This is a genomic window from Pseudomonas sp. (genome assembly GCF_035554175.1).
Taxonomy (GTDB): Bacteria; Pseudomonadota; Gammaproteobacteria; order Pseudomonadales; family Pseudomonadaceae; genus Aquipseudomonas.
Window position 1 is genome coordinate 1 of record NZ_DATMIV010000034.1, and the last position, 21,858, is coordinate 21,858.

General features: G+C 61.1%; 24 protein-coding genes and 2 pseudogenes. 12 read left to right on the forward strand and 14 right to left on the reverse strand.

What is annotated here, in order from left to right; all coding sequences use genetic code 11:
• Nucleotides 1-85: hypothetical protein (locus VNV36_RS25830; RefSeq protein WP_414705525.1), on the reverse strand; the 85-nt coding region annotated here is incomplete at its 3' end.
• 50 nt (nucleotides 86-135) lie between these two features.
• On the opposite strand from VNV36_RS25830, the gene VNV36_RS16380 reads away from it, so the two are divergent.
• Nucleotides 136-597, forward strand: a complete 462-nt coding sequence (locus VNV36_RS16380; RefSeq protein ID WP_325718668.1) for a TIGR02444 family protein — start codon at nucleotides 136-138, stop codon at nucleotides 595-597.
• Here VNV36_RS16380 and VNV36_RS16385 read toward each other — a convergent pair.
• Nucleotides 594-1,784 carry an AlgP family protein gene (locus VNV36_RS16385; protein WP_325718669.1) on the reverse strand — a complete coding sequence of 397 codons (1,191 nt, stop codon included), beginning with the start codon at nucleotides 1,782-1,784 and terminating at the stop codon, nucleotides 594-596. The genes VNV36_RS16380 and VNV36_RS16385 overlap by 4 nt on opposite strands.
• 192 nt (nucleotides 1,785-1,976) lie before the next feature.
• Here VNV36_RS16385 and VNV36_RS16390 point away from each other — a divergent pair, with 192 nt between their 5' ends.
• Nucleotides 1,977-2,642, forward strand: a complete 666-nt coding sequence (locus VNV36_RS16390; RefSeq protein ID WP_325718670.1) for an FKBP-type peptidyl-prolyl cis-trans isomerase — start codon at nucleotides 1,977-1,979, stop codon at nucleotides 2,640-2,642.
• A gap of 56 nt (nucleotides 2,643-2,698) precedes the next feature.
• Here the strand turns inward: VNV36_RS16390 and VNV36_RS16395 are convergent, their stop codons facing one another.
• From VNV36_RS16395 to VNV36_RS16430, 8 genes and pseudogenes are all read right to left on the reverse strand, one after another.
• On the reverse strand, nucleotides 2,699-3,157 hold the full coding sequence (locus VNV36_RS16395) for an Rsd/AlgQ family anti-sigma factor (RefSeq protein WP_039757408.1): 459 nt from the start codon (nucleotides 3,155-3,157) through the stop codon (nucleotides 2,699-2,701).
• Nucleotides 3,158-3,339: 182 nt separating this feature from the next.
• Nucleotides 3,340-3,891: a disulfide bond formation protein B gene (locus tag VNV36_RS16400; RefSeq protein WP_325718671.1), complete on the reverse strand. Its 552-nt coding sequence runs from the start codon at nucleotides 3,889-3,891 to the stop codon at nucleotides 3,340-3,342.
• 218 nt (nucleotides 3,892-4,109) lie between these two features.
• The gene (locus VNV36_RS16405) at nucleotides 4,110-5,348 is read right to left on the reverse strand and encodes a heme biosynthesis protein HemY (RefSeq protein WP_325718672.1); all 1,239 of its coding nucleotides are present in this window, start codon (nucleotides 5,346-5,348) and stop codon (nucleotides 4,110-4,112) included.
• Nucleotides 5,345-6,487, reverse strand: coding sequence for a uroporphyrinogen-III C-methyltransferase (locus tag VNV36_RS16410; protein WP_325718731.1), 1,143 nt, complete (start codon nucleotides 6,485-6,487; stop codon nucleotides 5,345-5,347). The genes VNV36_RS16405 and VNV36_RS16410 overlap by 4 nt, the downstream gene beginning before the upstream one ends.
• Before the next feature lie 36 nt (nucleotides 6,488-6,523).
• Nucleotides 6,524-7,270 (reverse strand): annotated as a pseudogene (locus VNV36_RS16415) (uroporphyrinogen-III synthase); the annotation flags it as partial.
• On the reverse strand, nucleotides 7,267-8,208 hold the full coding sequence (gene hemC, locus VNV36_RS16420; protein WP_325718673.1) for a hydroxymethylbilane synthase: 942 nt from the start codon (nucleotides 8,206-8,208) through the stop codon (nucleotides 7,267-7,269). The pseudogene VNV36_RS16415 and the gene hemC, both read right to left, overlap by 4 nt.
• 138 nt (nucleotides 8,209-8,346) lie before the next feature.
• Nucleotides 8,347-9,093, reverse strand: a complete 747-nt coding sequence (locus VNV36_RS16425) for a LytR/AlgR family response regulator transcription factor (protein ID WP_325718674.1) — start codon at nucleotides 9,091-9,093, stop codon at nucleotides 8,347-8,349.
• Nucleotides 9,090-9,230, reverse strand: a pseudogene (locus VNV36_RS16430) (sensor histidine kinase); the annotation flags it as partial. The gene VNV36_RS16425 and the pseudogene VNV36_RS16430, both read right to left, overlap by 4 nt.
• A 331-nt stretch (nucleotides 9,231-9,561) precedes the next feature.
• On the opposite strand from VNV36_RS16430, the gene argH reads away from it, so the two are divergent.
• Nucleotides 9,562-10,956, forward strand: coding sequence for an argininosuccinate lyase (argH, locus tag VNV36_RS16435; RefSeq protein WP_325718675.1), 1,395 nt, complete (start codon nucleotides 9,562-9,564; stop codon nucleotides 10,954-10,956).
• A gap of 92 nt (nucleotides 10,957-11,048) precedes the next feature.
• Here argH and VNV36_RS16440 read toward each other — a convergent pair whose 3' ends face one another.
• Nucleotides 11,049-11,708 carry a glutathione S-transferase family protein gene (locus VNV36_RS16440; protein ID WP_325718676.1) on the reverse strand — a complete coding sequence of 220 codons (660 nt, stop codon included), beginning with the start codon at nucleotides 11,706-11,708 and terminating at the stop codon, nucleotides 11,049-11,051.
• Between the two features lie 123 nt (nucleotides 11,709-11,831).
• Here VNV36_RS16440 and VNV36_RS16445 point away from each other — a divergent pair, with 123 nt between their 5' ends.
• From VNV36_RS16445 to VNV36_RS16455, 3 genes are all read left to right on the forward strand, one after another.
• On the forward strand, nucleotides 11,832-12,116 hold the full coding sequence (locus tag VNV36_RS16445) for a hypothetical protein (RefSeq protein ID WP_325718677.1): 285 nt from the start codon (nucleotides 11,832-11,834) through the stop codon (nucleotides 12,114-12,116).
• 251 nt (nucleotides 12,117-12,367) lie between these two features.
• On the forward strand, nucleotides 12,368-12,613 hold the full coding sequence (locus VNV36_RS16450; protein WP_325718678.1) for a TIGR02647 family protein: 246 nt from the start codon (nucleotides 12,368-12,370) through the stop codon (nucleotides 12,611-12,613).
• Between the two features lie 182 nt (nucleotides 12,614-12,795).
• Nucleotides 12,796-15,639 carry a class I adenylate cyclase gene (locus tag VNV36_RS16455; protein WP_325718679.1) on the forward strand — a complete coding sequence of 948 codons (2,844 nt, stop codon included), beginning with the start codon at nucleotides 12,796-12,798 and terminating at the stop codon, nucleotides 15,637-15,639.
• 9 nt (nucleotides 15,640-15,648) lie between these two features.
• Here VNV36_RS16455 and rnk read toward each other — a convergent pair whose 3' ends face one another.
• The 3 genes from rnk to cyaY all read right to left on the reverse strand — a co-directional run bounded on the left by rnk (nucleotide 15,649) and on the right by cyaY (nucleotide 16,867).
• Nucleotides 15,649-16,059, reverse strand: a complete 411-nt coding sequence (rnk, locus tag VNV36_RS16460) for a nucleoside diphosphate kinase regulator (protein WP_325718680.1) — start codon at nucleotides 16,057-16,059, stop codon at nucleotides 15,649-15,651.
• A gap of 253 nt (nucleotides 16,060-16,312) precedes the next feature.
• On the reverse strand, nucleotides 16,313-16,531 hold the full coding sequence (locus VNV36_RS16465) for a DUF1289 domain-containing protein (RefSeq protein ID WP_325718681.1): 219 nt from the start codon (nucleotides 16,529-16,531) through the stop codon (nucleotides 16,313-16,315).
• Nucleotides 16,532-16,534: 3 nt separating this feature from the next.
• On the reverse strand, nucleotides 16,535-16,867 hold the full coding sequence (cyaY, locus tag VNV36_RS16470) for an iron donor protein CyaY (protein WP_325718682.1): 333 nt from the start codon (nucleotides 16,865-16,867) through the stop codon (nucleotides 16,535-16,537).
• Between the two features lie 313 nt (nucleotides 16,868-17,180).
• Between cyaY and lptM the strand changes: the two genes are divergently transcribed.
• The 6 genes from lptM to VNV36_RS16505 are packed head-to-tail and all read left to right on the forward strand — an operon-like array spanning nucleotide 17,181 to nucleotide 21,781.
• Nucleotides 17,181-17,354 (forward strand): LPS translocon maturation chaperone LptM, encoded by a 174-nt coding sequence (gene lptM / locus VNV36_RS16480; protein WP_007911098.1) that lies wholly within the window; start codon nucleotides 17,181-17,183, stop codon nucleotides 17,352-17,354.
• A gap of 9 nt (nucleotides 17,355-17,363) precedes the next feature.
• Complete coding sequence (gene lysA, locus VNV36_RS16485) at nucleotides 17,364-18,611, forward strand: diaminopimelate decarboxylase (protein ID WP_325718683.1); 1,248 nt, start codon at nucleotides 17,364-17,366, stop codon at nucleotides 18,609-18,611.
• A 3-nt stretch (nucleotides 18,612-18,614) separates the two neighbouring features.
• Nucleotides 18,615-19,445 (forward strand): diaminopimelate epimerase, encoded by an 831-nt coding sequence (gene dapF / locus VNV36_RS16490; protein WP_042607114.1) that lies wholly within the window; start codon nucleotides 18,615-18,617, stop codon nucleotides 19,443-19,445.
• A 13-nt stretch (nucleotides 19,446-19,458) separates the two neighbouring features.
• Nucleotides 19,459-20,184 carry a DUF484 family protein gene (locus VNV36_RS16495; protein ID WP_325718684.1) on the forward strand — a complete coding sequence of 242 codons (726 nt, stop codon included), beginning with the start codon at nucleotides 19,459-19,461 and terminating at the stop codon, nucleotides 20,182-20,184.
• Nucleotides 20,185-20,186: 2 nt separating this feature from the next.
• Complete coding sequence (gene xerC, locus VNV36_RS16500; RefSeq protein WP_325718685.1) at nucleotides 20,187-21,086, forward strand: tyrosine recombinase XerC; 900 nt, start codon at nucleotides 20,187-20,189, stop codon at nucleotides 21,084-21,086.
• Nucleotides 21,083-21,781: an HAD family hydrolase gene (locus VNV36_RS16505; protein ID WP_325718686.1), complete on the forward strand. Its 699-nt coding sequence runs from the start codon at nucleotides 21,083-21,085 to the stop codon at nucleotides 21,779-21,781. The genes xerC and VNV36_RS16505 overlap by 4 nt, the downstream gene beginning before the upstream one ends.
• Nucleotides 21,782-21,858 lie beyond the last annotated feature (77 nt).

Here is a 21,858-nt window from a genome sequence, read left to right on the forward strand (position 1 = left end):
TGTGGCCGGCGTGCAGGGTCAGCTCGGCGTCTTCTAGCAGACGTTGCGGGCCACGCTGTAAAGTCAGGTTCTGAAGTCGGATCATAATGGCGGCGGAGTCTACCAGCTTCGCTCACAACTGGCGCGAGTAGCACGATGTCCTCTGACCTGTGGAGCTTTGCCCTGAATGTCTACGCCCGACCGGGCGTGGAAAATGCCTGCCTGCAACTGCAAACGGCGGGCGCCAATGTCTGCCTGCTGCTGTGCGGTTTGTGGCTGGAGCAGCGCGCGGTGGCCTGCGATGAACAGCGCGTGCGCCTGCTCAAGGCGCTGACCGACCCGTGGGATATCGAAGTGGTACAGCCGCTGCGAACCCTGCGCATGCAATGGAAAGCGCGGGCCGTCGATGATGCGGTCGTGGCAGGCATGCGCGAACAGATCAAATCACTCGAACTTGAAGCTGAGCGAACCTTGCTGTCACGGCTGGAAGGGGTGGCGCAGCAATGGGCGCGAAACGATGCAGGTTCGGCGACCTGGCTTGAGGCGTTGACCGGCAGCGCGGCCAGCCTGAACCGCGACGCGCTGCAAGTGCTGCGCGTCGCGGCAAACGGCACTTAGGAAGCGCTGGTTGGCGTGCTGTTTGCGCTCGACGAAGCGGCTGGCGCTGGCGCAGTCGATGGTGTCGAGTGCGTGGCGGACGACGGCGTCGATGCAGCTGGCGCAGCCGGGGTTGCCGGAGCGGCGGGCTTGGCAGCTGGAGCGGCAGCCGATTTGGCAGCGGCTGGTTTGGCAGCGGCCGGCTTTTTCACCGCTGGTTTTGCGGCTGGCCTGGACGCTGGTTTCGCCGCAGCAGGCTTGGCTGCAGCGGGTTTCGCAGCTGGCTTGGCGGCCGGTTTCGCGGAGGTTTTTGCCGCAGGTTTTGCTGCGGATGCTGGAGCTGGTTTGGCAGCTGGTTTTACCGCCACTTTCGCAGCAGGTTTGGCGGTGGCTGGCTTAGCGGCAGTCTTGGCAGCAGGCTTCGCAGTGGCGGTTTTGGCAACGGCTTTTGCTGCTGGTTTTGCCGCCGCTTTGGTCGCAGGTTTGGCGGCTGCGGTCGTCGCCGGTGCAGCTTTGCTCGCGGCCGGTTTTGCGGCAGCTTTGGTAGCGGTAGCTTTCGCTGCTGGCCTGGCTGCGGCAGGTTTGGCTGCCGTGGCTTTAGCCGCCGGTTTAGCCGCGCTCGTCGCAGCCGGTTTCTTCGCAGCAGTTTTCGCCAGTGGTTTGGCAGCTACTTTTACCGGCGCCTTGGCCGCTGGCTTGGCGGTGGTTTTCGCAGCAGCAGGTTTGGCCGCAGCAGTCTTCGCCGGGGCATTGCCTGCAGCAGGTTTCGCAGCGACTTTTTTCGCCGGTGCGGCTACCGGCTTGGCCGAACGCGACGACAGTACTTTGCCCACTGCCTCCTGAACACGGCCAACACCCTGGGCCAGTTTCAGGCTTTCCTGAGCATCGCGCTTGAGTTGCAGAATGTAGCTGCGGGTTTCGGATTGACGATCTTTCAATGCGTCGAGCAAGTCTTCGAGTTCTTTCACCGAAGCCTTGGCCTTGTTCTGCGCCTTGGCTTTGCCGGCAGTGGCGGCGTCCTGCAGTTTGGTGCGCGACTTGTGCAGTTTTTCCTGCGCCTTGCCACGCTGCTTTTCCAGCTTGGCGAGCAGTTTTTCAGCATCAGCCAAGGCTTGCGAGCAAGCGTTTTCCAAATGCTCGAGCAGGCTGCCCGACAGTTGTTGGAGCAAGTGCAACGGAGTATTTACAGGCTTCTTGGTGGCCGACATGGTTTACCTCCTGGCTGACGTGAGTGCGGCTCATACTAGACCTCTGCTGATACCGCCGCTAGGGCATGTTGACAGTATCGCAACCGTTGCGTTGCACCGAAGCCGAAATGTTCTGCGCGGATACAAAAGCAGTTCACCGATACAGACGTTCGCGCTGGCATAATCCCCCGCATCTCAGGTCGGAGAGTGCCCATGTCGCGTTACCTTTTTTTGTTCCTCAGCGTGTTTTTTTCGGCGGCCCATGCTGATGAAAAAAACACCGCCAATGATGCTCATGACCTGGCTTACAGCCTCGGCGCCAGCCTTGGCGAACGGCTGCGTCAAGAGGTGCCGCAATTGCAGATTCAAGCGCTGATCGATGGCCTGCAACAGGCGTATCAGGGCAAGCCACTGGCGCTGAGTGAAGCGCGCATCGAACAGATCCTGGCCGACCACGAATCGCGAAATGCCGAGCAGGCATCACGGCAGTCGAGCGACGCCGCGATGGAAAACGAGCAACGCTTTCTCAGTGCGGAAAAAGCCAAACCGGGTGTGAAGGAATTGGCTGATGGCATCCTGCTGACCGAACTCGTTCCGGGCTCCGGCGCCAAGGCAGGCCCCGATGGAAAAGTGCAGGTGCTGTATGTCGGCAAGTTGCCCGACGGCACCGTGTTCGATCAGAACAGTCAGCCGCAATGGTTCAACCTCGACAGCGTGATCGCCGGTTGGCGAACCGCGTTGCAGAACATGCCGGTAGGCGCAAAATGGCGACTGGTGATTCCATCGGATCAGGCGTATGGCGCCGACGGTGCCGGCGACCTGATTGCGCCGTTTACCCCGCTGGTGTTCGAAGTGGAATTGCGTGGCGCGGCGAGCTGATCAGGCATAAAAAAACGGTGCGCTTCGTGGCGCACCGTTTTGATGGGGATTGTGGATCAGGCCTGAACCGGATCTTCTGCCTTGTGTGCCGTATGCAGCACTTCGATCAGGCAATCTTCAAGCTCGAAGCGTTCATGCAACAAGCCGCCGAGCTCCTTGAATTTCTCCGCAACACATTTGCCTTCATCGCACAGATCATTAAAGGCGAGCAGCTTCTCGGTGATGACATCGATGCGCGGGTAGATCGTCTCGGCCAGTTCCAGGCCGCGCTTGTCGTTGAAAGCCTTGGCTTCGCCGGTCAGCTGTTCATAGATTTCGAAATGACCCGCCGACACGTAATCGACCAGCACTCCACAGAATTCCAGCAAGGGCTTGCGGCTTTCGGACAGCGAATCAGGCTGCGCACCGAGCTTGTCGTAAGCACCGATCAGCTCTTCACGCTCCTGCAACCAGCGGTCGATCAGCAGATGAACCCCACCCCAACGTTCCTGAGCATTCTGACAACTTTCGAGCATGGCGATCTCTCTTCCCTTGTGGGTCATGCTGCTCTACACCTGCATCCCTGTTCCGGTTTTGACTGGGAAACGATCGGGCAGAGCGTCATCGAGCAACATAAATCCAATGACACGTGCCGGCCAGATTATGCCCGCACGCCTATGGCTTCAAGGTACGCAGGAGATAAAGTTCATACAAGTGTTTAATCCCTGACCAGTGCGTGATGCGACGCTTCGTCGCTGACCGGTCGTTGCAGTGCGCTCCAGATCACACGCAGCAATTGATAAATCGCAAGAATCGACACGCCGACAAAAAACAGCAGGCTCCATTCCGGAATGCTCAGGTCGAACAGCGTCCAGGAAATTTCCGCGCAATCGGCGCCACCGTCAAACATTCGTTGCAAGGCGCATATCCACGGCAAGCCGCTGAAGAAGGTCTCCACCGCCGGCGTGCATTTGACCAGTTGCAGCATGGAGTCACTCTGGATCAATACCTGGCGCCAGGCAGCCGTGGTCCCGCCCAGACTCGCACCCAGCGCGAACAGCCAGTACCACCACAAGCCAACGCGCTTGGGGCCATGCACCGCTGCCACGCCACAGACGATGCACAGCAACGTCAGGAACAACCGCTGCACCAGGCACAGGCTGCAAGGCGTAAGACCGATCGCGTATTCAAGGTAATAGGAAGCTCCCAGAGCAAAGGCCCCCGCAATGAAAGCCATGAAGAACAAGGAGCGTGAGCAGGCCAACGACATGGCTTTTCCGTAACAGTAGAGACAGACAGTTACGGTAGAGGAAAGCGTGTCAGCCTTTCAAGGCGAGGGCCTGCCGACAGTTCACCAGAGGTGTAGGGAAAACCCGACAGGCTCGAGAGGAATCGGTGAAGCGTGTTGTAGGACAATGCCTCAACTGCCCCAAGAAGCGGAATATTGATTCACCGAAAGTTCGCGAGGGAGCAACCTCCCTCGGCACTTCAGACGGTCGTCGGCACCGGCAAAGGCGCGGCCAACAGGCGTTCATCCAGCAATCCCAGCCCCTCTTGGAACAATTGATTGCTGCGTTCGGTATCGCCAAGCTGGGCGAGCAGCCGCGCCAGTTCCGCACAGGCCTCAGGGTTGCGCTGCACGCGCAGACTGCTTTCCAGATAGTCGCGGGCCTTGCCCCACAGACTGGTTTGCAGACACAACCGCCCCAGCGTGAGCAGCAGGCTTGGATCGGCCGGGTGCTCCTTGAGCCAGCCTTCGGCAGTTTGCAACTGACGCGCGGGATCATTGCCCCGAACCAGGCCATACAAACGCGCAAGATGGCTGTCGTATCTGCGCTTGATCGCCGTGCGCAGCACTTCTTCAGCCTCGACCTGAGCACCCAATTGACGCAATTGTTCGGCATAGGCCAGCACCAATGGCGGCTCCTGCCGCTGCGCCGATGTCAGCTGTTCCCACGCACGCTTGAGCGACTGCAGCCCCACCGTGCCGTCTTCTTCGCGATGCGCGGCCAGCGACAGGTTTTCACCCCAGGCGCGACGTTCCAGTTCAGCCAGTTCTGCCGGCGGCAGCACCTTGTCCTTGCGCAGTTCCGGCAACAGACGGATCACCGCCGACCACTCGCCACGCTGCTGATACAGACGCTGCAGTTGACGCAACGTCTGCGCGCTGCGCGGATGCCGCTCATGCATCGCTTGCAACGTCACCAATGCGCCGTCGGTATCGCCACGATCGGTCTGCAGTTGAGCGTGACTCAAGGCAATCGCCAGTTCGGCCTGCGGCTGACGCTCCAGCGCACGTTCGAGCAAGCGGTCGCTTTCTTCATAGTGACCTTGCTCATTCGCTGCACGTGCCGCGCCGAGGTAATAAAGCAGGGGCTGGCGCTCGGCTTCAGCGGCGCGGGTCAAATGCCGCTGCGCGCTGGCCCAGCGACCTTCAGCCAGATCCAGTTGACCGTGTTCAATCGCCACTTGCACGCGCCGACTGCGATTGCGTCGCGACCAGGGATTGACCACGCCGGTGGACGCCATCACCAACTCGACCAGAACCTTGATGCCCCAGAACAGCAGCCACAACACCGCGATCACTGCCAGCGTCGCCCACAGGCTCGACTCGTAGCGGAAACTCTTGTACGCCACCAGCACGTAACCGGAATGCTCGGCGATCGCCAGGCCCAGCGCTGCCGTCGCGGCGATAACCAGAAACACGATTACATAGAGGCGCTTCATGGGGTCGCCTCCTGCGCCGCATTGGCGGCCGGTTTGGCGAATGGTTTCACCGATTCTTCGGCATTGACGTTACGCCGCTCCAGATACGCCTGCACCGCACTCAGGGTCCCGGTCAGATCGGGGGTTTTGACGGTGACCGGCTCCTTGCTCAGCTCGCCGACCTGCTCCAGCATGATTTTGCTTTGCGGGTTGTCCGGGTTGAAATTGCCCTTGAGCACATCACGCGCCTCGGCCAAGGCCTGGGTGTAAACCGGCGCCTGACCATTGAGCGCCGCCCACTGTGCCTGCTCCAGCGCCAGACTCAGGGCCAGACGCACCTGGCTCAGGCTTTGCCCGGCCAGCAGCGGCTTGACGTTTTTGTCAGCATTGAAATCGATGCGGATATAACGCGAAACCTTGTCCCACCATTGCGCCCAGCGACTGGCGCCATCGCCGTCAGCGGTCAGGCCCAGCAGCGACTCGCCACGATCCTTGTACTCGGGCGCCAGCTCGGTGAGGTCGATGACCTGATCGCGCAGCGCGCCGAGGCGCAGGAACAGCCCGGTGCGATCCGGCTGTTCGGTGCTGCGCAAGGCGACCAGGGTTTTTGCCACTTGCTCGCGAGCGGCAAAGGAGCCCGGATCGTTTTGTTCACGAAGGATTTCGTCGGCACCCTGCACCAGCGCCTGGGCACTGCTGATGTCCTGCAATGCCGACAAACGCAGGCTGGCCAGACGCAGCAAGTGCTCGGCCTCGGCCAGACGCCAGTCCTTGCGGCTGGCACCGAGGACGGTCTCCAGACGTTGATTGAGGCGCTGCTGATCACCCTGCAATTGCGTCACCAGGCGCTGGCGCTCGGCAAGTTCATCAGCGCCCGGCAACTGCGCAAGGCGCTCGGTCAGACGCTGCTCGTTGAGCTTGAGGTTCTGCGCCTGATCGTTCAACGCCTGCACCTGGCTCGATTGCTGCTGTGTGTTGTTCTGCAGGTGGCGCACCTGCCAGATACCCCAGCCACCCATGGCGACACCGGCAGCGCCAAGCAGCAGGGCGACAATCACCAATCCATTGCCTCGGCGCGGCTCCTGAATCGGTGCTGGAGTTTCAACCTGAGCATCGAGCGCAGGCTGGACGTCATCTTTTGGCAAGGCTGTTTCGCTCACGTATCCATCCTTTGCATTAGAAAACGGCACCGGCAATTGCCGTAACGCCGTCAGCAAAGCCGCGGCACTCGCGCCGCGGCAATCCACAACTGTTTGAGCCCCGGCGGCACGTGCCAGCTCGGCGACCCTGGGGCTTGGAACAAACAACGGCAACTGCGCAATGTCCGGCCACGCAGCGCCGGCCATCTGCCGCAGGTGCTCGAAACCCTGTCCACTGCTGACCACCAGCCCGTTCAGGCGTTCCGCTTCGATCCGCTGTGACAGCTCATTCAGCGGATAGGCTGGCAGGTCACGCCGATATAACTCCAGATACTCGACACTAGCACCCAGCTCACGCAGACGCTCGGCGAGCAGTTCACGCCCGCCCTCGCCGCGCAGGATCAACACCTGCGCGCCGGGCTGGCTGACTGCCTCGCGCAGACGCGGCAATTGCAGCAAGGCTTCACTATCGTCGCCATCCGCCGGAAAGCTCACGTCGAGGCCATGACCGCGAAGAATCTCCGCAGTCGCCGCGCCGACGCTGAACCACGGCATGGTCAACGGCGCAATGCCTTCGGACTTGAGCAGTTCCACCGCGATCCGCGCCGCCGGCTTGCTGACCACAATCACTGCGCTGCAAGCGGGCAGTCGAGCGATCGCCTGACGAATAGTGTCAGAGACTGGCAGCGGCACAATGTCCAGAAGCGGCAGACTACTGCTGAAAATCCCCTGCCCGGCCAACTGTTCGGCAAGCGCCGCACAGTCATCCGCGGGGCGCGTCAACAGCAGGCGCCAGGCCGTCACTCGTGACCCGCCTCGCCATACACCGCTTTGAGTATGTCGTCGGCGCCCTGCTTGAGCAGATCTTCGGCGACCTGCACGCCCAAGGCTTCGGCGTCGGCGCGCGGCGCTCGCGCCTCGGCGCTGAGCAGCTTGCCACCGCTTGGTTCACCGACCAGACCACGCAACCACAACTGCTCGCCTTCGAGCACGGCGTAGCAGGCGATCGGCACCTGGCAGCCACCGTTCAAATGTTTGTTGAGTGCGCGTTCGGCGCTCACGCGCGCAGCGGTATCGGCGTGATGCAAAGGCGCGAGCAAGGCATGGATTTCACTGTCGGCGCTGCGGCATTCGATGCCGACTGCGCCCTGGCCACCGGCCGGCAGACTGTCATCGACACTGATCGCCGAGGTGATGCGATCTTCGAAACCGAGGCGGATCAGACCGGCCGCTGCGAGAATGATCGCGTCGTATTCGCCGGCATCGAGCTTGGCCAGGCGGGTGTTGACGTTGCCACGCAGGAAACGGATCTGCAGATCCGGGCGGCGCGTCAGCAACTGGGTCTGACGCCGCAGGCTGGAGGTGCCGACAATGGCCCCGACAGGCAGGGTTTCAAGGCTGGCGTAGGTGTTGGAGACGAAAGCATCGCGCGGGTCTTCGCGTTCACAGATGCAGAACAGACCCAGGCCTTGCGGGAAGTCCATCGGCACGTCTTTCATCGAATGAACGGCGATGTCGGCTTCATTTTCCAGCAGCGCGGTTTCCAGCTCTTTGACGAACAAGCCCTTGCCACCAATCTTCGACAACGGCGAGTCGAGCAGCTTGTCGCCACGACTGACCATGGGTACCAGTGACACCAGCAAGCCCGGGTGGGCCGCCTCAAGACGGGCTTTGACGTATTCGGCCTGCCAGAGGGCCAGCGCACTCTTACGGGTGGCGATGCGGATTTCGCGAGGGGACATGGAGCAATCCGTACTGAATAGATACGGCGGATAATAACAGCTCAGTCAAATCCACTTTGACTTGAATCAGAAAACGGCGTGGCCTCCCTGGCCTGCCATGCCGGGTAAAAGAAGTGAAAAGCCCCGGTGAAGACCGGGTCAAAGCCCCTGCATCATCTTGCGCACACCCGCCACATGCCGACGACTGACAATCAGCGCATCGCCATTAAGGCCTTTGAGGAACAACTGAAAATGCCCCAGCGGTGTGCGCTGCAATCGCTCGATGCGGTCGCGGGCGACCAGCGCGTTGCGGTGGATGCGCACGAAGCGCTCGCCAAATTCGTCTTCCAGGGCCTTGAGGGGCTCGTCGAGCAGCACCTCGCCGGTCTCGTGCCGCAGGGTGACGTATTTATGGTCGGCAATGAAATAGACCACCTGATCCAGCGGTATCAGCTCGATGCCTTTGCGGGTGCGCGCACTGATGTGGCTGCGGGGTCCGTTGCCACTTTCGGCAGCGGGACGGGTCAGGGCCGAGAGTTGCACCCGATTGGGACGCTCAGCGCGCTTCAGGGCTTCATTCAAATGTTCGGTTCGCACGGGTTTCACCACATAGCCCACGGCGCTGGCCTGCAGGGCTTCCACGGCAAATTCATCGGGACTGGTGCAAAACACCACGGCCGGCGGCATTTCTCGTTCGCACAGTCGGGCAGCGACCTGCAGGCCATCGAGGCCCGGCATGCGGATATCGAGCAGCACGATATCCGGCTTGTGGCTGTCGATCAGCGCTAACGCCTCCTCGCCATTCGTGGCACTGGGCTCCAGGACTGTATAACCCTCGAGCTCGCTCACCGTACGGCTTAGGCGCTCGCGAGCCAGGGGTTCGTCATCAACGATCAGGACATTCATATTGCGCTGGATTCCTGCGTGAGTCTCGCACAAGGATAGCGTAGACAGGTGGAGTGACGTCCGTCACCGCGATCCACGCTAAGACTAGCCCGAGCGCCAAAAAGTGCCGTACGTCGGCCAGCAATATTTGCCAGCGTCCGGGTCGTACTGCTCAGAGCCCGCTGTTTCCCGCGTTTCTCACGGTGGTTGAATTATCGCCAACTCACCCGCCCCCTCTTCTTATAGTCGGTGGTCAAACCCTTGCATGATGCACATTCGCACCGACCCTCATGTCCACTGTAGACGTTCGTCGGAACGATATTGCTCAATCAAAAAATATCCTTTCGCAAATTCTTTGCTGACAGCGTCGCCGAAGCTGACATGTCGGGGAAAAAACCTATCGACCGGTGTCAGCGACAGGATTGGCAACCCTGTTATTATCCGCGCCAGCGTTTCACGCCATTTCTTCAAGCCGATACGAGCGAATTCATGAGCACTGACAAGACCAATCAGTCCTGGGGCGGCCGCTTCAGTGAACCCGTCGACGCCTTCGTCGCCCGCTTCACCGCCTCCGTCACTTTCGACCAGCGCCTGTATCGCCACGACATCATGGGCTCGATCGCCCACGCCACCATGCTGGCCAAGGTCGGCGTGCTGACCGATGCCGAGCGCGACAGCATTATTGACGGCCTGAACACCATTCAGGGCGAAATCGAAGCCGGTCAGTTCGACTGGCGCGTCGACCTCGAAGACGTGCACATGAACATCGAAGCCCGCCTGACCGATCGCATCGGCATCACCGGCAAGAAACTCCATACCGGGCGCAGCCGCAACGATCAGGTGGCCACCGACATCCGCTTGTGGCTGCGCGACGAGATCGACCTGATCCTCGCCGAGATCACCCGCCTGCAAAAAGGCCTGCTGGAGCAGGCCGAGCGAGAGGCCGCGAGCATCATGCCGGGTTTCACTCACCTGCAGACCGCACAGCCGGTGACCTTCGGCCATCACATGCTGGCCTGGTTCGAAATGCTCAGCCGCGACTACGAGCGTCTGGTCGACTGCCGCAAGCGCGCCAACCGCATGCCGCTGGGCAGCGCCGCACTGGCCGGCACCACCTACCCGATCGACCGCCAATACACGGCGCAATTGCTGGGATTCGACGCCGTTGGCGGCAACTCGCTGGACAACGTCTCCGATCGCGACTTTGCAATCGAATTCTGCTCCGCAGCCAGCATCGCGATGATGCACCTGTCGCGTTTCTCCGAAGAGCTGGTGCTCTGGACCAGCGCGCAGTTCCAGTTCATCGATCTGCCGGACCGTTTCTGCACCGGTAGTTCGATCATGCCGCAAAAGAAAAACCCCGACGTGCCGGAATTGGTACGCGGCAAGACCGGCCGTGTCTTCGGCGCGCTGATGGGTCTGCTGACCCTGATGAAGGGCCAGCCGCTGGCCTACAACAAGGACAACCAGGAAGACAAGGAGCCGCTGTTCGACGCCGCCGACACCCTGCGCGACTCGCTGCGGGCCTTTGCCGACATGATCCCGGCGATCAAACCGAAACACGCAATCATGCGTGAAGCGGCGCTGCGCGGTTTCTCCACCGCGACCGATCTGGCGGATTATCTGGTGCGCCGCGGCCTGCCGTTCCGTGATTGCCACGAGATCGTGGGCCATGCGGTGAAATATGGTGTCGACACCGGCAAGGATCTGGCGGAGATGAGTCTGGAAGAACTGCGCCAGTTCAGCGACCAGATTGAGCAGGATGTGTTTGCGGTGTTGACCCTCGAAGGCTCGGTGAATGCCCGCGACCATATCGGCGGTACTGCGCCGGCGCAGGTCAAGGCAGCTGTGGCGCGCGGTCAGGCATTGATCGCCAGCCGCTAGAAGTTAAAAGCTTCGCGAGCAGGCTCGCTCCCACAAAGGAACGCATTCCAATGTGGGAGTGAGCCTGCTCGCGAATGCGGACGAAACAAACCTCACTTCCTGGCAGCAATCATCGCCAAAAACGCCGGCATCGCCGCATCCTTGTCCGCCGCAATCTTCTGCACATTGGGATTGTGCTCAAGCCGTTCCAGCAGCGCTTTCGCCTCTGGCATCTCGGCGAGCAAATCGATCCCGAACAGCTTCTGCCCGACCGCACAGGCCAACGGCACGCTGTAGAGGAAATACAGATCGGCAATGCTCAGGCTGTCACCCGCCACATAAGGGGCAAACTTGCCGTGACGCCCCAGCGCGGCGAAACCCAGCAGCAATTCGGTACGGGTTTTTTCCTTGATCGCCTCAGGCAACGTCATACCGAAAAACGCCTCGCCGTAACAGGCACGCCCGGGCAACTCGATGTACAACTCGATCTCCTTGGCAATCGCCAATACCTGCGCGCGCTCGAATGGATCGCTGGGCAGGAGCGGCGTACCCTTTTCTGATTGTTCGAGGTATTCGAGGATGATCGCGGTTTCGTTGATGTAACCGGCGTCGACGCCCAGCACCGGGACCTTGCCGCGCGGGCTGATGGCCAGTGATTCCGGAGTTTGCGTTGGATAGAACGTCACCTCTTCGAAAGGCAGACCTTTTTCCAGCAGCGCCAGTTTGACCATGTTGTAGTAGTTGCTGACAGCAAATCCGTAGAGCTTGAACATCACAGAGCCTCCAGGCCGTGCGGGGTGGGCAGTGCCTGTTTATAGATCGCGGCGGCGTTTCCCGCCAGCAGCATCACGCCGCTGAATGCGGGTAAACTGGCGCCTTTCCTTGAGGAGCCTGCCATGAGCGAGCCGACAGATATCGACACCGATGAAGAAGAATTCGCCGAGGCGACGCTGATCCAAGCGATCGAGAACCAGATTGAAAGCAACAACCCGCCGGCGGCCAAGGCGATGTTGAACAAGCTGACCCTGGTCGGCATGGAGCGCGAAGAGATCCTCAACCTGATGGCCCACGTGCTGGCCTTCGAGATTGACGCGATGCTCGATGAAGACCGCCCGTTCGACACTGTGTGGTACGAAGCGGCATTGCGCGCACTGCCAGAGCTGCCCCCGGAAAAGCAGTAACCCCATCACTCTGTGGGAGCGAGCCTGCTCGCGAAAGCGGTACATCAGCAAAAACAGCGTTCAATGACACACCGCATTCGCGAGCAGGCTCGCTCCCACAAGGTAGGCATCCATCCAGCCATCCGCCGCCGCCCGGCTACACTGGAATTCGCCTGAAGACAAAATCCCCTGATCTGAGCACTGGACATGCCGCACCGGCGGGTTCACCTTAGGGGCGCTGTCGTCCAATTCCTAGAAAGTCTGGAGTCCTTATGTCGCTTACCCCTGAGTTGGTTGCCGAACTGGAAGTCCTCGCACTCTTCAACCTGGACAGTTCCCAGGAAGGTCTGAAAATTCATCAGACCGCTGCCCCGAAACACATCGATGCGGCCCGGCGCCTCTTCGAAAAAGAACTTACCGACCAGCCCGATGGCGGTTATCTGACCAGCCTCGGTCGCGATGCCGCGCAAAACGTGCAGACCGTACTGACTATTCTGCGAGAGCAGGAAACCGCCTGATTTACCCTGACTTTGCCCACGGGAACTCCTGCCACGGGATTTCCGCGGGCCTGTCCGCTTGTGCCGGATAGAAATCTGACGTCAAAAAACAAATTCAGCTTAAACGTCCTGCTGCGCAGAGGCTAAACTGCGGCGATTCCGAGACCCTCTACGTCCGAGCCTGCAAGCCGGTTTGAGCTGATATGACGCGCACCCACGAAATCCGCCCCGACCTGGACGAAGGCATCGACCGCAAGGTACTCAGTCAACTTCGCGCACGTTTTCTCCAACTCAATGAAGGCCGCTTGGGCCGTGCGCTCGAAGGCTTGTCGCCCCGCCAGCAAAGCGTGCTGACGCTGTTGCCGTTGTTCTTCCACGTCAATCACCCATTGCTGCCCGGCTATGTCTCGGGGAGTACGCCGGCCGGCTTGTCGAATTATGAGCCGGACGCCAACGTGCTCGCCGAAGCACAGCGCCTGACCCGCTCGTTCTCTTACAAACCGCGCCACGGCAGCAACCCGCCGCGACCGATTCACGGTCTGTTTCTGATGGGCAGCCTCGGCACGCTGGCCCAGGCCGACCAGAGCGACATGGACGTGTGGGTCTGCCACGCGCCGGGTCTGAGCGAAAGCGAGCTCAGCGAGCTGAACAAAAAGTGTCAGTTGCTGGAAAGCTGGGCCGCAAGCCAGGGCGCCGAAGCGCATTTCTTTCTGATCGACCCGGTACGTTTCGTCAAAGGGGAACGTGATGCCCGGCTCAGTTCGGAAAACTGCGGCAGCACTCAGCACTATCTGCTGCTCGACGAGTTCTACCGCACCGCGATCTGGCTGGCCGGGCGCACGCCGATCTGGTGGCTGGTGCCGGTTTACGAAGAAACCGCCTACGACGCTTACACCAACACCCTGTTATCCAAACGCTTTATTCGCGCCGACGAAACCCTCGATCTCGGGCCGATCGCGACGATCCCCCCGGGCGAGTTCATCGGCGCCGGGTTGTGGCAGTTGTTCAAGGGCATCGAGTCGCCCTACAAGTCCGTGCTCAAACTGCTGCTGACCGAGGTGTACGCCAGCGAACACCCGCACGTGCAGTGCCTGAGCCTGCGCTTCAAGAAGGCCGTGTTCGCCAATCAGCTCGAGCTCGATGAGCTGGATCCGTACATGGTCGTGTACCGGCGTATCGAGGAATACCTCATCGCCCGCAACGAACCGGAACGCCTGGAGCTGGTGCGCCGCGCGCTCTACCTCAAGGTCAACCGCAAACTCACCGGCAACAGCCGCAGCCAGGGTTGGCAGCGCGCACTGCTCGAACGCCTGGCCGGCGAATGGCACTGGGATCAGCGACAACTGGCGCTGCTTGACAGTCGCAGTCAGTGGAAAGTGCGCCAGGTCAGCGCCGAACGTCGCGCACTGGTCAACGAACTCAATTACAGCTATCGCTTTCTGACCCAGTTCGCTCGCAGCGAACAGACGGTCAGCCTGATCAACAAGCGCGACCTCAACGTCCTCGGCCGGCGCCTGTATGCGGCCTTCGAACGCAAGGCCGACAAGGTCGAGTTCATCAACCCCGGCATTGCCCCGGACCTGGCCGAAGACACCCTCACCCTGGTGCAGTCGCCGAACAAAAAGGAGCCGGGGCAAACCCAGTGGGGCCTGTACAACGGCAGCCTGACGGCGCTGGAGTGGGAACATTTCGCGCCGATCAAGCGCAGTCGCGAGCTGCTCGAACTGTTGACCTGGTGCCACCGCAACGGCGTTATCGACAGCAGCACCCGTCTGGCCCTGCACCCGGGCACCAGCGATCTGAGCGAATTCGAGCTGTTCAATCTGCTCGGCAGCCTGCAGCAGTGCATCGCCTTGCCCTTGCCCACCGTGGCCGAAGAACCGTTGCTGCGCGCCGCCGTGCCCAGCGAAGTGCTGATGCTGATCAACGTCGGCGTCGACCCGCTCAAGCATCACCGCGATCTGAACATCCTGATGACTACCGAGCGCACCGATTCATTGAGTTACGCCGGCGTGCGCGAAAATCTGGTGCTGACCGTGGATCAGGTCACGCTCAACAGCTGGAACGAGGTGCTGGTCAATCGCTTCGATGGTCCTCACGCGCTGCTCGACTGCCTGCGCGATTACCTCAACAACTTGCCACGTGGCGCCACGCAACCGTCGCTGAAAGTGCGCTGCTTCTGCCACAACCGCGCGCAATTCATTGCCCGCCGCGTCGAAGAAATCGTCGACACCGCGCAGACTCTGTTGCTCAGTGAATTGAACCATCGCTACCTGATCCAGGTGCAGCAGCATTATCACGTCCTGGAGCTGGTGCCGGGCCAGGTCAACCATGTCGCCCTCGCCACACTGCCGGCACTGCTCGATTATCTGGGCGAAGAACAACCGCGCTACAGCCCGCTGCATCTCGATCCGATGGCACTTGAGGATCACGATCTGGCGCTGATCCTGCCGATGGGTCAGCCGGAGTGCATCCAGGTGTTCTACCGGATCAGCGAACAGCAGGCCGAGTTGTACGTGCTGGATGAATTCAATGCCTTTTGGCAACAGCACCTGCCGTACCACGACGAGCAAAGTCTGCTGGTGCCGTTGCAGCGTTTTCTGCAATCGATCCAATATCGGCGTGAAGCGCGATTGCCAATGGACGGTGGCCCTGCGGGGACCACTGAAACTTTGTATTACCAGCTGTTGCCGTCAGGCCCGGGACGCTCGCGCAGGGTCGAACCCAGGCCGGCGCCGCAAACTCCGGTCAACAAGCCGTTCTACGACGTGCAGGCGATCATTGGCAAAGCCGCGCCCGGTGAAGTGCAGGTCACCCTGTATTGCAATCAGCGGGAATTCAGCGAGCTGGAGCATGGCGACCAGTTGTTCAGCGTGGTCGCCCGGGAGATCGTCGAGCAGCGCCGCGAGACCGAGCGTTATCGCTGCTACATCACCGACCTCGACCTGTCGGGTCTGCTCGGTGACGGGCACAGTTCAAGCAATCTGTATCTGCGCTACAAGGCAGACCTGGAGCGCTCGTTGAATGAAGCGCTCGAACAGGTTTGAAGCGGGGATTTATTCGGGAAAGGCGCCGCCGTTGACCGGTTGCGACTCGACTTCCAGCAGGGTCAGCTTCAGCGACTTGCCGCCGGGAGCCGGCCAGTCGATGTGCTGACCGACCTTCAGACCCAACAGCGCACTGCCGACCGGCGCCAGAATCGAAATCTTGCCTTCGTCGGCATTGGCGTCCTTGGGATAGACCAGCGTCAGGTGGTAATCCTTGCCACTGCCTTCTTCGCGGCAATGCACGCGGGAATTCATGGTCACGACATCGGCGGGCACTTCATCGTGGCCGACCACGGTATCGGCGCGGTCCAGCTCGGTTTGCAGCGCAATCACGCCCGGCAGCGTGTCATCCAGGCTGTCGATCAGACGCTCCAGACGTTGCACGTCCAGACGGGTAAGGGTGATGGAAGGTGCGGTCATGATCCAGGCAGACTCCTTTCTTCTGCACAAAAAAAGCAAAACCCCGCCAAAAAAGACGGGGTTTTCACCGTGCCTCGGTGGTTTGAGGCGTTCGCGGACACTATCACAGCTCAAAAAATATACAAGTCATCCCCCTGGCACCGCAGTCACCTGTGGCGAGGGAGCTTGCTCCCGCTGGAGCGCGCAGCGGTCCGAAACTTCTACGACTGCTGCGCAGCCGAGCGGGAACAAGCTCCCTCGCCACAAGTTCGTATCAGGTTTGAGTGCGGCGCTCTGCAGCTTGCGCGCATATCACGCGACGCCGCTGGTCATCCGCCGAGCGCCATTCGCGAATGTCCTCGACGTGGCGCGCGCAACCGAGACAGACTTTCTGTTCGTCCAGTCGGCATACGCCCGTGCACGGCGAAGGCACCGCCGGGCTGACATTGCTGTAAAGCGGTCTCGGTGGGCGAACAGGCGCTGCATCAGTCACGGATTACAGACCTTCGAAATCGAATTCAACGCCTGCCTGCTGCTTGACTAGGCGCTGAAGCATTTCGCCGAGTTGCTCTTCGCTCTTGTCGCACATCCAGCGCTCGCTTTCTTCGTCGTAATCGAAGTGGAAGCCACCAGACACCGCCGCCAGCCATAGCTGACGCAACGGCTCCTGACGGCTGAAGATCAACTGAGAGCCGTTTTCGAACTTGACCGTCAGCACGCCGGCCGAGCTTTCCAGATCAATATCCAGATCGCTGTCGTCAAAAATGTCTTCCAGTTTTTCCTGGGTGTCATCGACCACATCGTGGAAACGGGCTTCGGACAAACTCATTGCGGCAACCTCAAAAATGTCTGATCAGGCTCAAGCGCCGAAAGATACGGACGCTGCTGGCCGATTGCAAAGATTAACGACCAAGCACCTGCCGGCCCGACCAACACCGCCCTGTGGGAGCGAGCCTGCTCGCGAAAGCGGTGTGTCAGGCAACGAGCCTGTTGAATTTGCCGGCACCTTCGCGAGCAGGCTCGCTCCCACAGGGATGATGCGCTTCTCAGGAGCCCCGCCGGACGGGAACCCCCTCGCATAGGCAAGCTGCCGGGTGGCCGGTATACTCCGGCGCAATTAACGCATTTTCAAGGATTTCGCCATGAAGCGCCTGATCTCTTCCCTTGCTGCGCTCGTCGCGGTGGCCTGCCTGGTTTCGGCCTGTGGTCAAAAAGGCCCGCTGTACCTGCCCGATGACGACCAGGACCCGGCCGAACAAGCCCAGTCTTCGCAGAAGCAGCCGTCCAAAGCACACAAGCACGACGTCTACCAATAAGGGATCGCCATGGACGCTTTTAACTACCGTGGCGGGGAGCTGTTCGCGGAAGGTGTGGCGCTGTCCGCCATCGCCAACCGCTTCGGCACGCCCACCTATGTCTACTCACGCGCGCACATCGAAGCGCAATATCTGGCCTATGCCGATGCGCTGGCCGGCATGCCGCACCTGGTTTGCTACGCCGTCAAAGCCAACTCCAACCTCGGTGTCCTGAATGTCCTGGCCCGTCTCGGCGCCGGTTTCGACATCGTTTCCCGTGGCGAGCTGGAACGCGTACTGGCCGCTGGCGGCAGCGCCGACAAGATCGTCTTCTCCGGCGTCGGCAAGAGCCGGGACGACATGCGTCGCGCTCTCGAAGTCGGCGTGCACTGCTTCAATGTCGAGTCCACCGACGAGCTCGAGCGCCTGCAAGTGGTCGCCGCCGAACTGGGCGTTCGCGCACCAGTGTCGCTGCGGGTGAACCCGGACGTCGACGCCGGCACTCATCCGTACATTTCCACCGGTCTCAAAGAGAACAAGTTCGGCATCGCCATTGCCGACGCCGAAGATGTGTATGTGCGCGCCGCGCATCTGCCGAACCTGGAAGTGATCGGTGTCGACTGCCACATCGGTTCGCAACTCACCACACTGCCGCCGTTCCTCGATGCCCTCGACCGCCTGCTGGATCTGGTCGACCGTCTTGGCGATTGCGGCATCCACCTGCGCCACATCGATCTCGGTGGTGGCCTGGGTGTGCGCTATCGCGATGAAGAGCCGCCACTGGTCGCCGACTACATCAAAGCCGTGCGCGAGCGTTTGAACGGTCGCGATCTGGCGCTGGTGTTCGAGCCTGGCCGCTTCATCGTCGCCAATGGCGGTTTGCTGCTGACTCAGGTCGAGTACCTCAAGCATACCGGGCACAAGGATTTCGCCATCGTCGACGCGGCGATGAACGACCTGATCCGCCCGGCGCTGTATCAGGCTTGGATGGACGTTACTGCGGTGAAACCGCGTGACACGGCTGCGCGTAAGTACGACATCGTCGGCCCGATCTGCGAGACCGGCGACTTCCTCGCCAAGGAGCGCGAACTGGCGCTGGAAGAAGGCGACCTGCTGGCCGTGCATTCGGCCGGTGCCTACGGTTTCGTCATGAGCTCCAACTACAACACCCGCGGCCGTGCCGCCGAAGTGCTGGTGGATGGTGATCAGGTTTTTGAAGTGCGTCGCCGCGAAACCGTGGCCGAGCTGTTTGCCGGCGAAAGCCTGCTGCCGGAGTAACCCATGCTGCTGCGTTTTACCAAAATGCACGGCCTGGGCAATGACTTCATGGTTCTCGACCTGGTCAGCCAGCACGCGCACATTCAACCCAAACATGCCAAGCAATGGGGCGATCGCCACACAGGTATCGGTTTCGACCAGTTGCTGATCGTCGAAGCGCCGAGCAACCCGGACGTGGATTTCCGCTACCGGATTTTCAATTCCGACGGTTCGGAAGTGGAGCAATGCGGCAACGGTGCGCGCTGCTTCGCCCGCTTCGTGCTCGACAAGCGTCTGACCGCCAAGCGGCAGATCCGCGTCGAGACCAAGGGCGGCATCATCGAGCTGGACGTACGTAACGACGGCCAGATCGGCGTGAACATGGGCGCACCGCGTCTGGTGCCGGCGGACATACCATTCCAGGCGCCAGCCCAGGCCAGCAGCTATCAGCTGGACGTCGATGGCACCACGGTCGAACTGGCCGCCGTGTCGATGGGCAATCCCCATGCGGTCATTCGCGTGGATGACATCAACAGTGCACCGGTGCATGAACTGGGGCCGAAGGTCGAACACCATCCGCGCTTCCCGGCGCGGGTCAATGTCGGTTTCCTTCAGGTCATCGACCGCCACCGTGCGCAGTTGCGTGTGTGGGAGCGCGGCGCCGGAGAAACCCAGGCCTGCGGCACCGGCGCCTGTGCGGCGGCGGTGGCGGCCATCAGTCAGGGGTGGATGGATTCGCCGCTGTTGATCGACCTGCCCGGCGGGCGTCTGTCCATCGAGTGGGCAGGTCCCGGCGAACCGGTATTGATGACCGGTCCGGCAGTGCGTGTATACGAAGGACAAGTACGTCTTTGAGCGAGCAGAAATCATGACCGACAAGCCTCAGGTACCCGCCCGACCGTCCGACGAACCCGCGTCCGAGAGCCTCGAAGCGGCGGCGGTTGCCGCCTATCTGGAGGCTCATCCGGATTTCTTCGTCGAGCACGAAGAATTGCTGCCGTCGCTGCGCATTCCGCACCGACGTGGCGACACCGTGTCGCTGGTCGAGCGGCAGATGACTATCCTGCGCGACCGCAACATCGAGATGCGCCATCGCCTGTCGCACTTGATGGACGTGGCCCGGGACAACGATCGCCTGTTCGAAAAAACCCGTCGCCTGATCCTCGCGCTGATGGATGCATCGACCCTGGAAGACGTGGTGATCAGTGTTGAAGACAGCCTGCGCCAGGATTTCCAGGTGCCGTTTGTCAGCCTGATCCTGCTCGGCGACAACCCCGCCCCCGTCGGCCGCTGGGTTACTCACGCCGATGCGCAGACTGCCATTGGTGGCCTGCTCACCGAAGGCAAAAGCGTCAGCGGCAGTCTGCGCGAGCATGAGCTGGATTTCCTCTTCGGCGAAGAACAGCGCCAGCAGATCGGTTCCACTGCAGTCGTTGCCGTCAGCCATCAGGGCATCCACGGCATCCTGGCCATCGCCAGCCGTGACCCGCAGCACTACAAGAGCTCGGTCGGCACCCTGTTCCTCAGCTACATCGCCGAGGTCATGGGCCGCGTGCTGCCTCGGGTCAACAGCTCGCTGCGCTCGGTACGCTGAACATGGAACGACAACTGGACGCTTACTGCGAACACCTGCGCAGTGAGCGACAGGTGTCGCCGCACACACTGTCGGCCTATCGCCGCGACCTCGATAAAGTCCTCGCCTGGTGCGTCAAGCAAAACATCGGCAGTTGGGCCGCGCTGGACATTCAGCGGCTGCGCAGCCTGGTCGCCCGATTGCACGCCCAAGGCCAGTCCTCGCGCAGCCTCGCCCGCCTGCTCTCGGCGGTGCGCGGGCTCTACCACTATCTGAACCGCGAAGGCCTGTGCGATCACGACCCGGCCACCGGCCTGGCACCGCCAAAAGGCGAACGGCGCCTGCCGAAGACCCTCGACACCGACCGCGCGCTGCAACTGCTCGAAGGTGCGGTGGAGGACGACTTTCTCGCCCGGCGTGATCAGGCGATTCTGGAGCTGTTCTATTCATCAGGGCTGCGCCTGTCCGAGCTGACCGGGCTCAATCTCGACCAACTCGACCTGGCCGATGGCATGGTTCAGGTGCTTGGCAAAGGCAGCAAGACCCGCCTGTTGCCGGTCGGCACCAAGGCCCGAGAAGCCCTCGAACAATGGCTGCCGCTACGCGCCATGACCAATCCTGCCGATGATGCGGTTTTTGTCAGCCAGCAAGGCCGACGCCTTGGCCCGCGTGCAATTCAGGTGCGGGTCAAACTCGCTGGTGAGCGCGAACTGGGGCAGAACCTGCATCCGCATATGTTGCGGCACTCCTTCGCCAGCCACCTGCTGGAGTCCTCCCAGGATTTGCGCGCGGTGCAGGAATTGCTTGGCCACTCGGATATCAAGACCACACAGATCTATACCCATCTCGACTTCCAGCACCTGGCGGCGGTCTACGACAGCGCCCATCCCCGGGCCAAACGCATGAAAGGCGATGATTCATGAGTATTCAGTTGATCACCTTCGACCTCGACGACACCCTGTGGGACACAGCCCCGGTGATCGCCAGCGCCGAAACCGTTTTGCGCGAATGGCTGAGCGAACATGCACCGGATCTCGGCGCGGTGCCGGTGGAGCATTTATGGGCTATTCGCGAGCGTGTGCTGGCGGACGAACCGGGCCTCAAACACCGCATCAGTGCGCTGCGCCGGCGCGTGTTGTTGCATGCGCTGGAAGAAGCCGGATATGCCCACGGCGAGGCGTCGGAACTGGCCGACAAGGCTTTCGAAGTGTTTTTGCATGCGCGGCATCAGATCGAAGTATTCCCGGAAGTCGAGCCGCTGCTGGAGCTGCTCGCCAATCACTATGCCCTCGGTGTAGTCACCAACGGCAATGCCGACGTACGCCGGCTGGGGCTGGCGGATCATTTCAAATTTGCCTTGTGCGCCGAAGACATCGGCATCGCCAAACCGGATGCGCGGCTGTTCCACGAAGCCTTGCAGCGCGGCGGCGTGAGTGCTGAAGCGGCGGTGCATGTCGGCGATCATCCCGGCGATGACATTGCCGGAGCACAGCAGGCTGGGCTGCGCGCGGTGTGGTTCAACCCGGCGGGCAAGGTCTGGGAAGCGGAGCGCTTGCCGGATGCGGAAATTCGCAGTTTGACGGAGTTGCCGGCCGTGCTTTCCCGCTGGAACCGTTGAAAAGATCGCAGCCTTCGGCAGCTCCTACTGTTGAAATGCATTCCCCCTGTAGGAGCTGCCGAAGGCTGCGATCTTTG

Coding starts and splice junctions, on each gene's coding strand:
- VNV36_RS16380 (WP_325718668.1), top strand. CDS start 136: ATGTCCTCTGACCTGTGGAGCTTTGCCCTGAATGTCTACGCCCGACCG.
- VNV36_RS16385 (WP_325718669.1), bottom strand. CDS start 1,784: ATGTCGGCCACCAAGAAGCCTGTAAATACTCCGTTGCACTTGCTCCAA.
- VNV36_RS16390 (WP_325718670.1), top strand. CDS start 1,977: ATGTCGCGTTACCTTTTTTTGTTCCTCAGCGTGTTTTTTTCGGCGGCC.
- VNV36_RS16395 (WP_039757408.1), bottom strand. CDS start 3,157: ATGCTCGAAAGTTGTCAGAATGCTCAGGAACGTTGGGGTGGGGTTCAT.
- VNV36_RS16400 (WP_325718671.1), bottom strand. CDS start 3,891: ATGTCGTTGGCCTGCTCACGCTCCTTGTTCTTCATGGCTTTCATTGCG.
- VNV36_RS16405 (WP_325718672.1), bottom strand. CDS start 5,348: ATGAAGCGCCTCTATGTAATCGTGTTTCTGGTTATCGCCGCGACGGCA.
- hemC (WP_325718673.1), bottom strand. CDS start 8,208: ATGTCCCCTCGCGAAATCCGCATCGCCACCCGTAAGAGTGCGCTGGCC.
- VNV36_RS16425 (WP_325718674.1), bottom strand. CDS start 9,093: ATGAATGTCCTGATCGTTGATGACGAACCCCTGGCTCGCGAGCGCCTA.
- argH (WP_325718675.1), top strand. CDS start 9,562: ATGAGCACTGACAAGACCAATCAGTCCTGGGGCGGCCGCTTCAGTGAA.
- VNV36_RS16440 (WP_325718676.1), bottom strand. CDS start 11,708: ATGTTCAAGCTCTACGGATTTGCTGTCAGCAACTACTACAACATGGTC.
- VNV36_RS16445 (WP_325718677.1), top strand. CDS start 11,832: ATGAGCGAGCCGACAGATATCGACACCGATGAAGAAGAATTCGCCGAG.
- VNV36_RS16450 (WP_325718678.1), top strand. CDS start 12,368: ATGTCGCTTACCCCTGAGTTGGTTGCCGAACTGGAAGTCCTCGCACTC.
- VNV36_RS16455 (WP_325718679.1), top strand. CDS start 12,796: ATGACGCGCACCCACGAAATCCGCCCCGACCTGGACGAAGGCATCGAC.
- rnk (WP_325718680.1), bottom strand. CDS start 16,059: ATGACCGCACCTTCCATCACCCTTACCCGTCTGGACGTGCAACGTCTG.
- cyaY (WP_325718682.1), bottom strand. CDS start 16,867: ATGAGTTTGTCCGAAGCCCGTTTCCACGATGTGGTCGATGACACCCAG.
- lptM (WP_007911098.1), top strand. CDS start 17,181: ATGAAGCGCCTGATCTCTTCCCTTGCTGCGCTCGTCGCGGTGGCCTGC.
- lysA (WP_325718683.1), top strand. CDS start 17,364: ATGGACGCTTTTAACTACCGTGGCGGGGAGCTGTTCGCGGAAGGTGTG.
- dapF (WP_042607114.1), top strand. CDS start 18,615: ATGCTGCTGCGTTTTACCAAAATGCACGGCCTGGGCAATGACTTCATG.
- VNV36_RS16495 (WP_325718684.1), top strand. CDS start 19,459: ATGACCGACAAGCCTCAGGTACCCGCCCGACCGTCCGACGAACCCGCG.
- xerC (WP_325718685.1), top strand. CDS start 20,187: ATGGAACGACAACTGGACGCTTACTGCGAACACCTGCGCAGTGAGCGA.
- VNV36_RS16505 (WP_325718686.1), top strand. CDS start 21,083: ATGAGTATTCAGTTGATCACCTTCGACCTCGACGACACCCTGTGGGAC.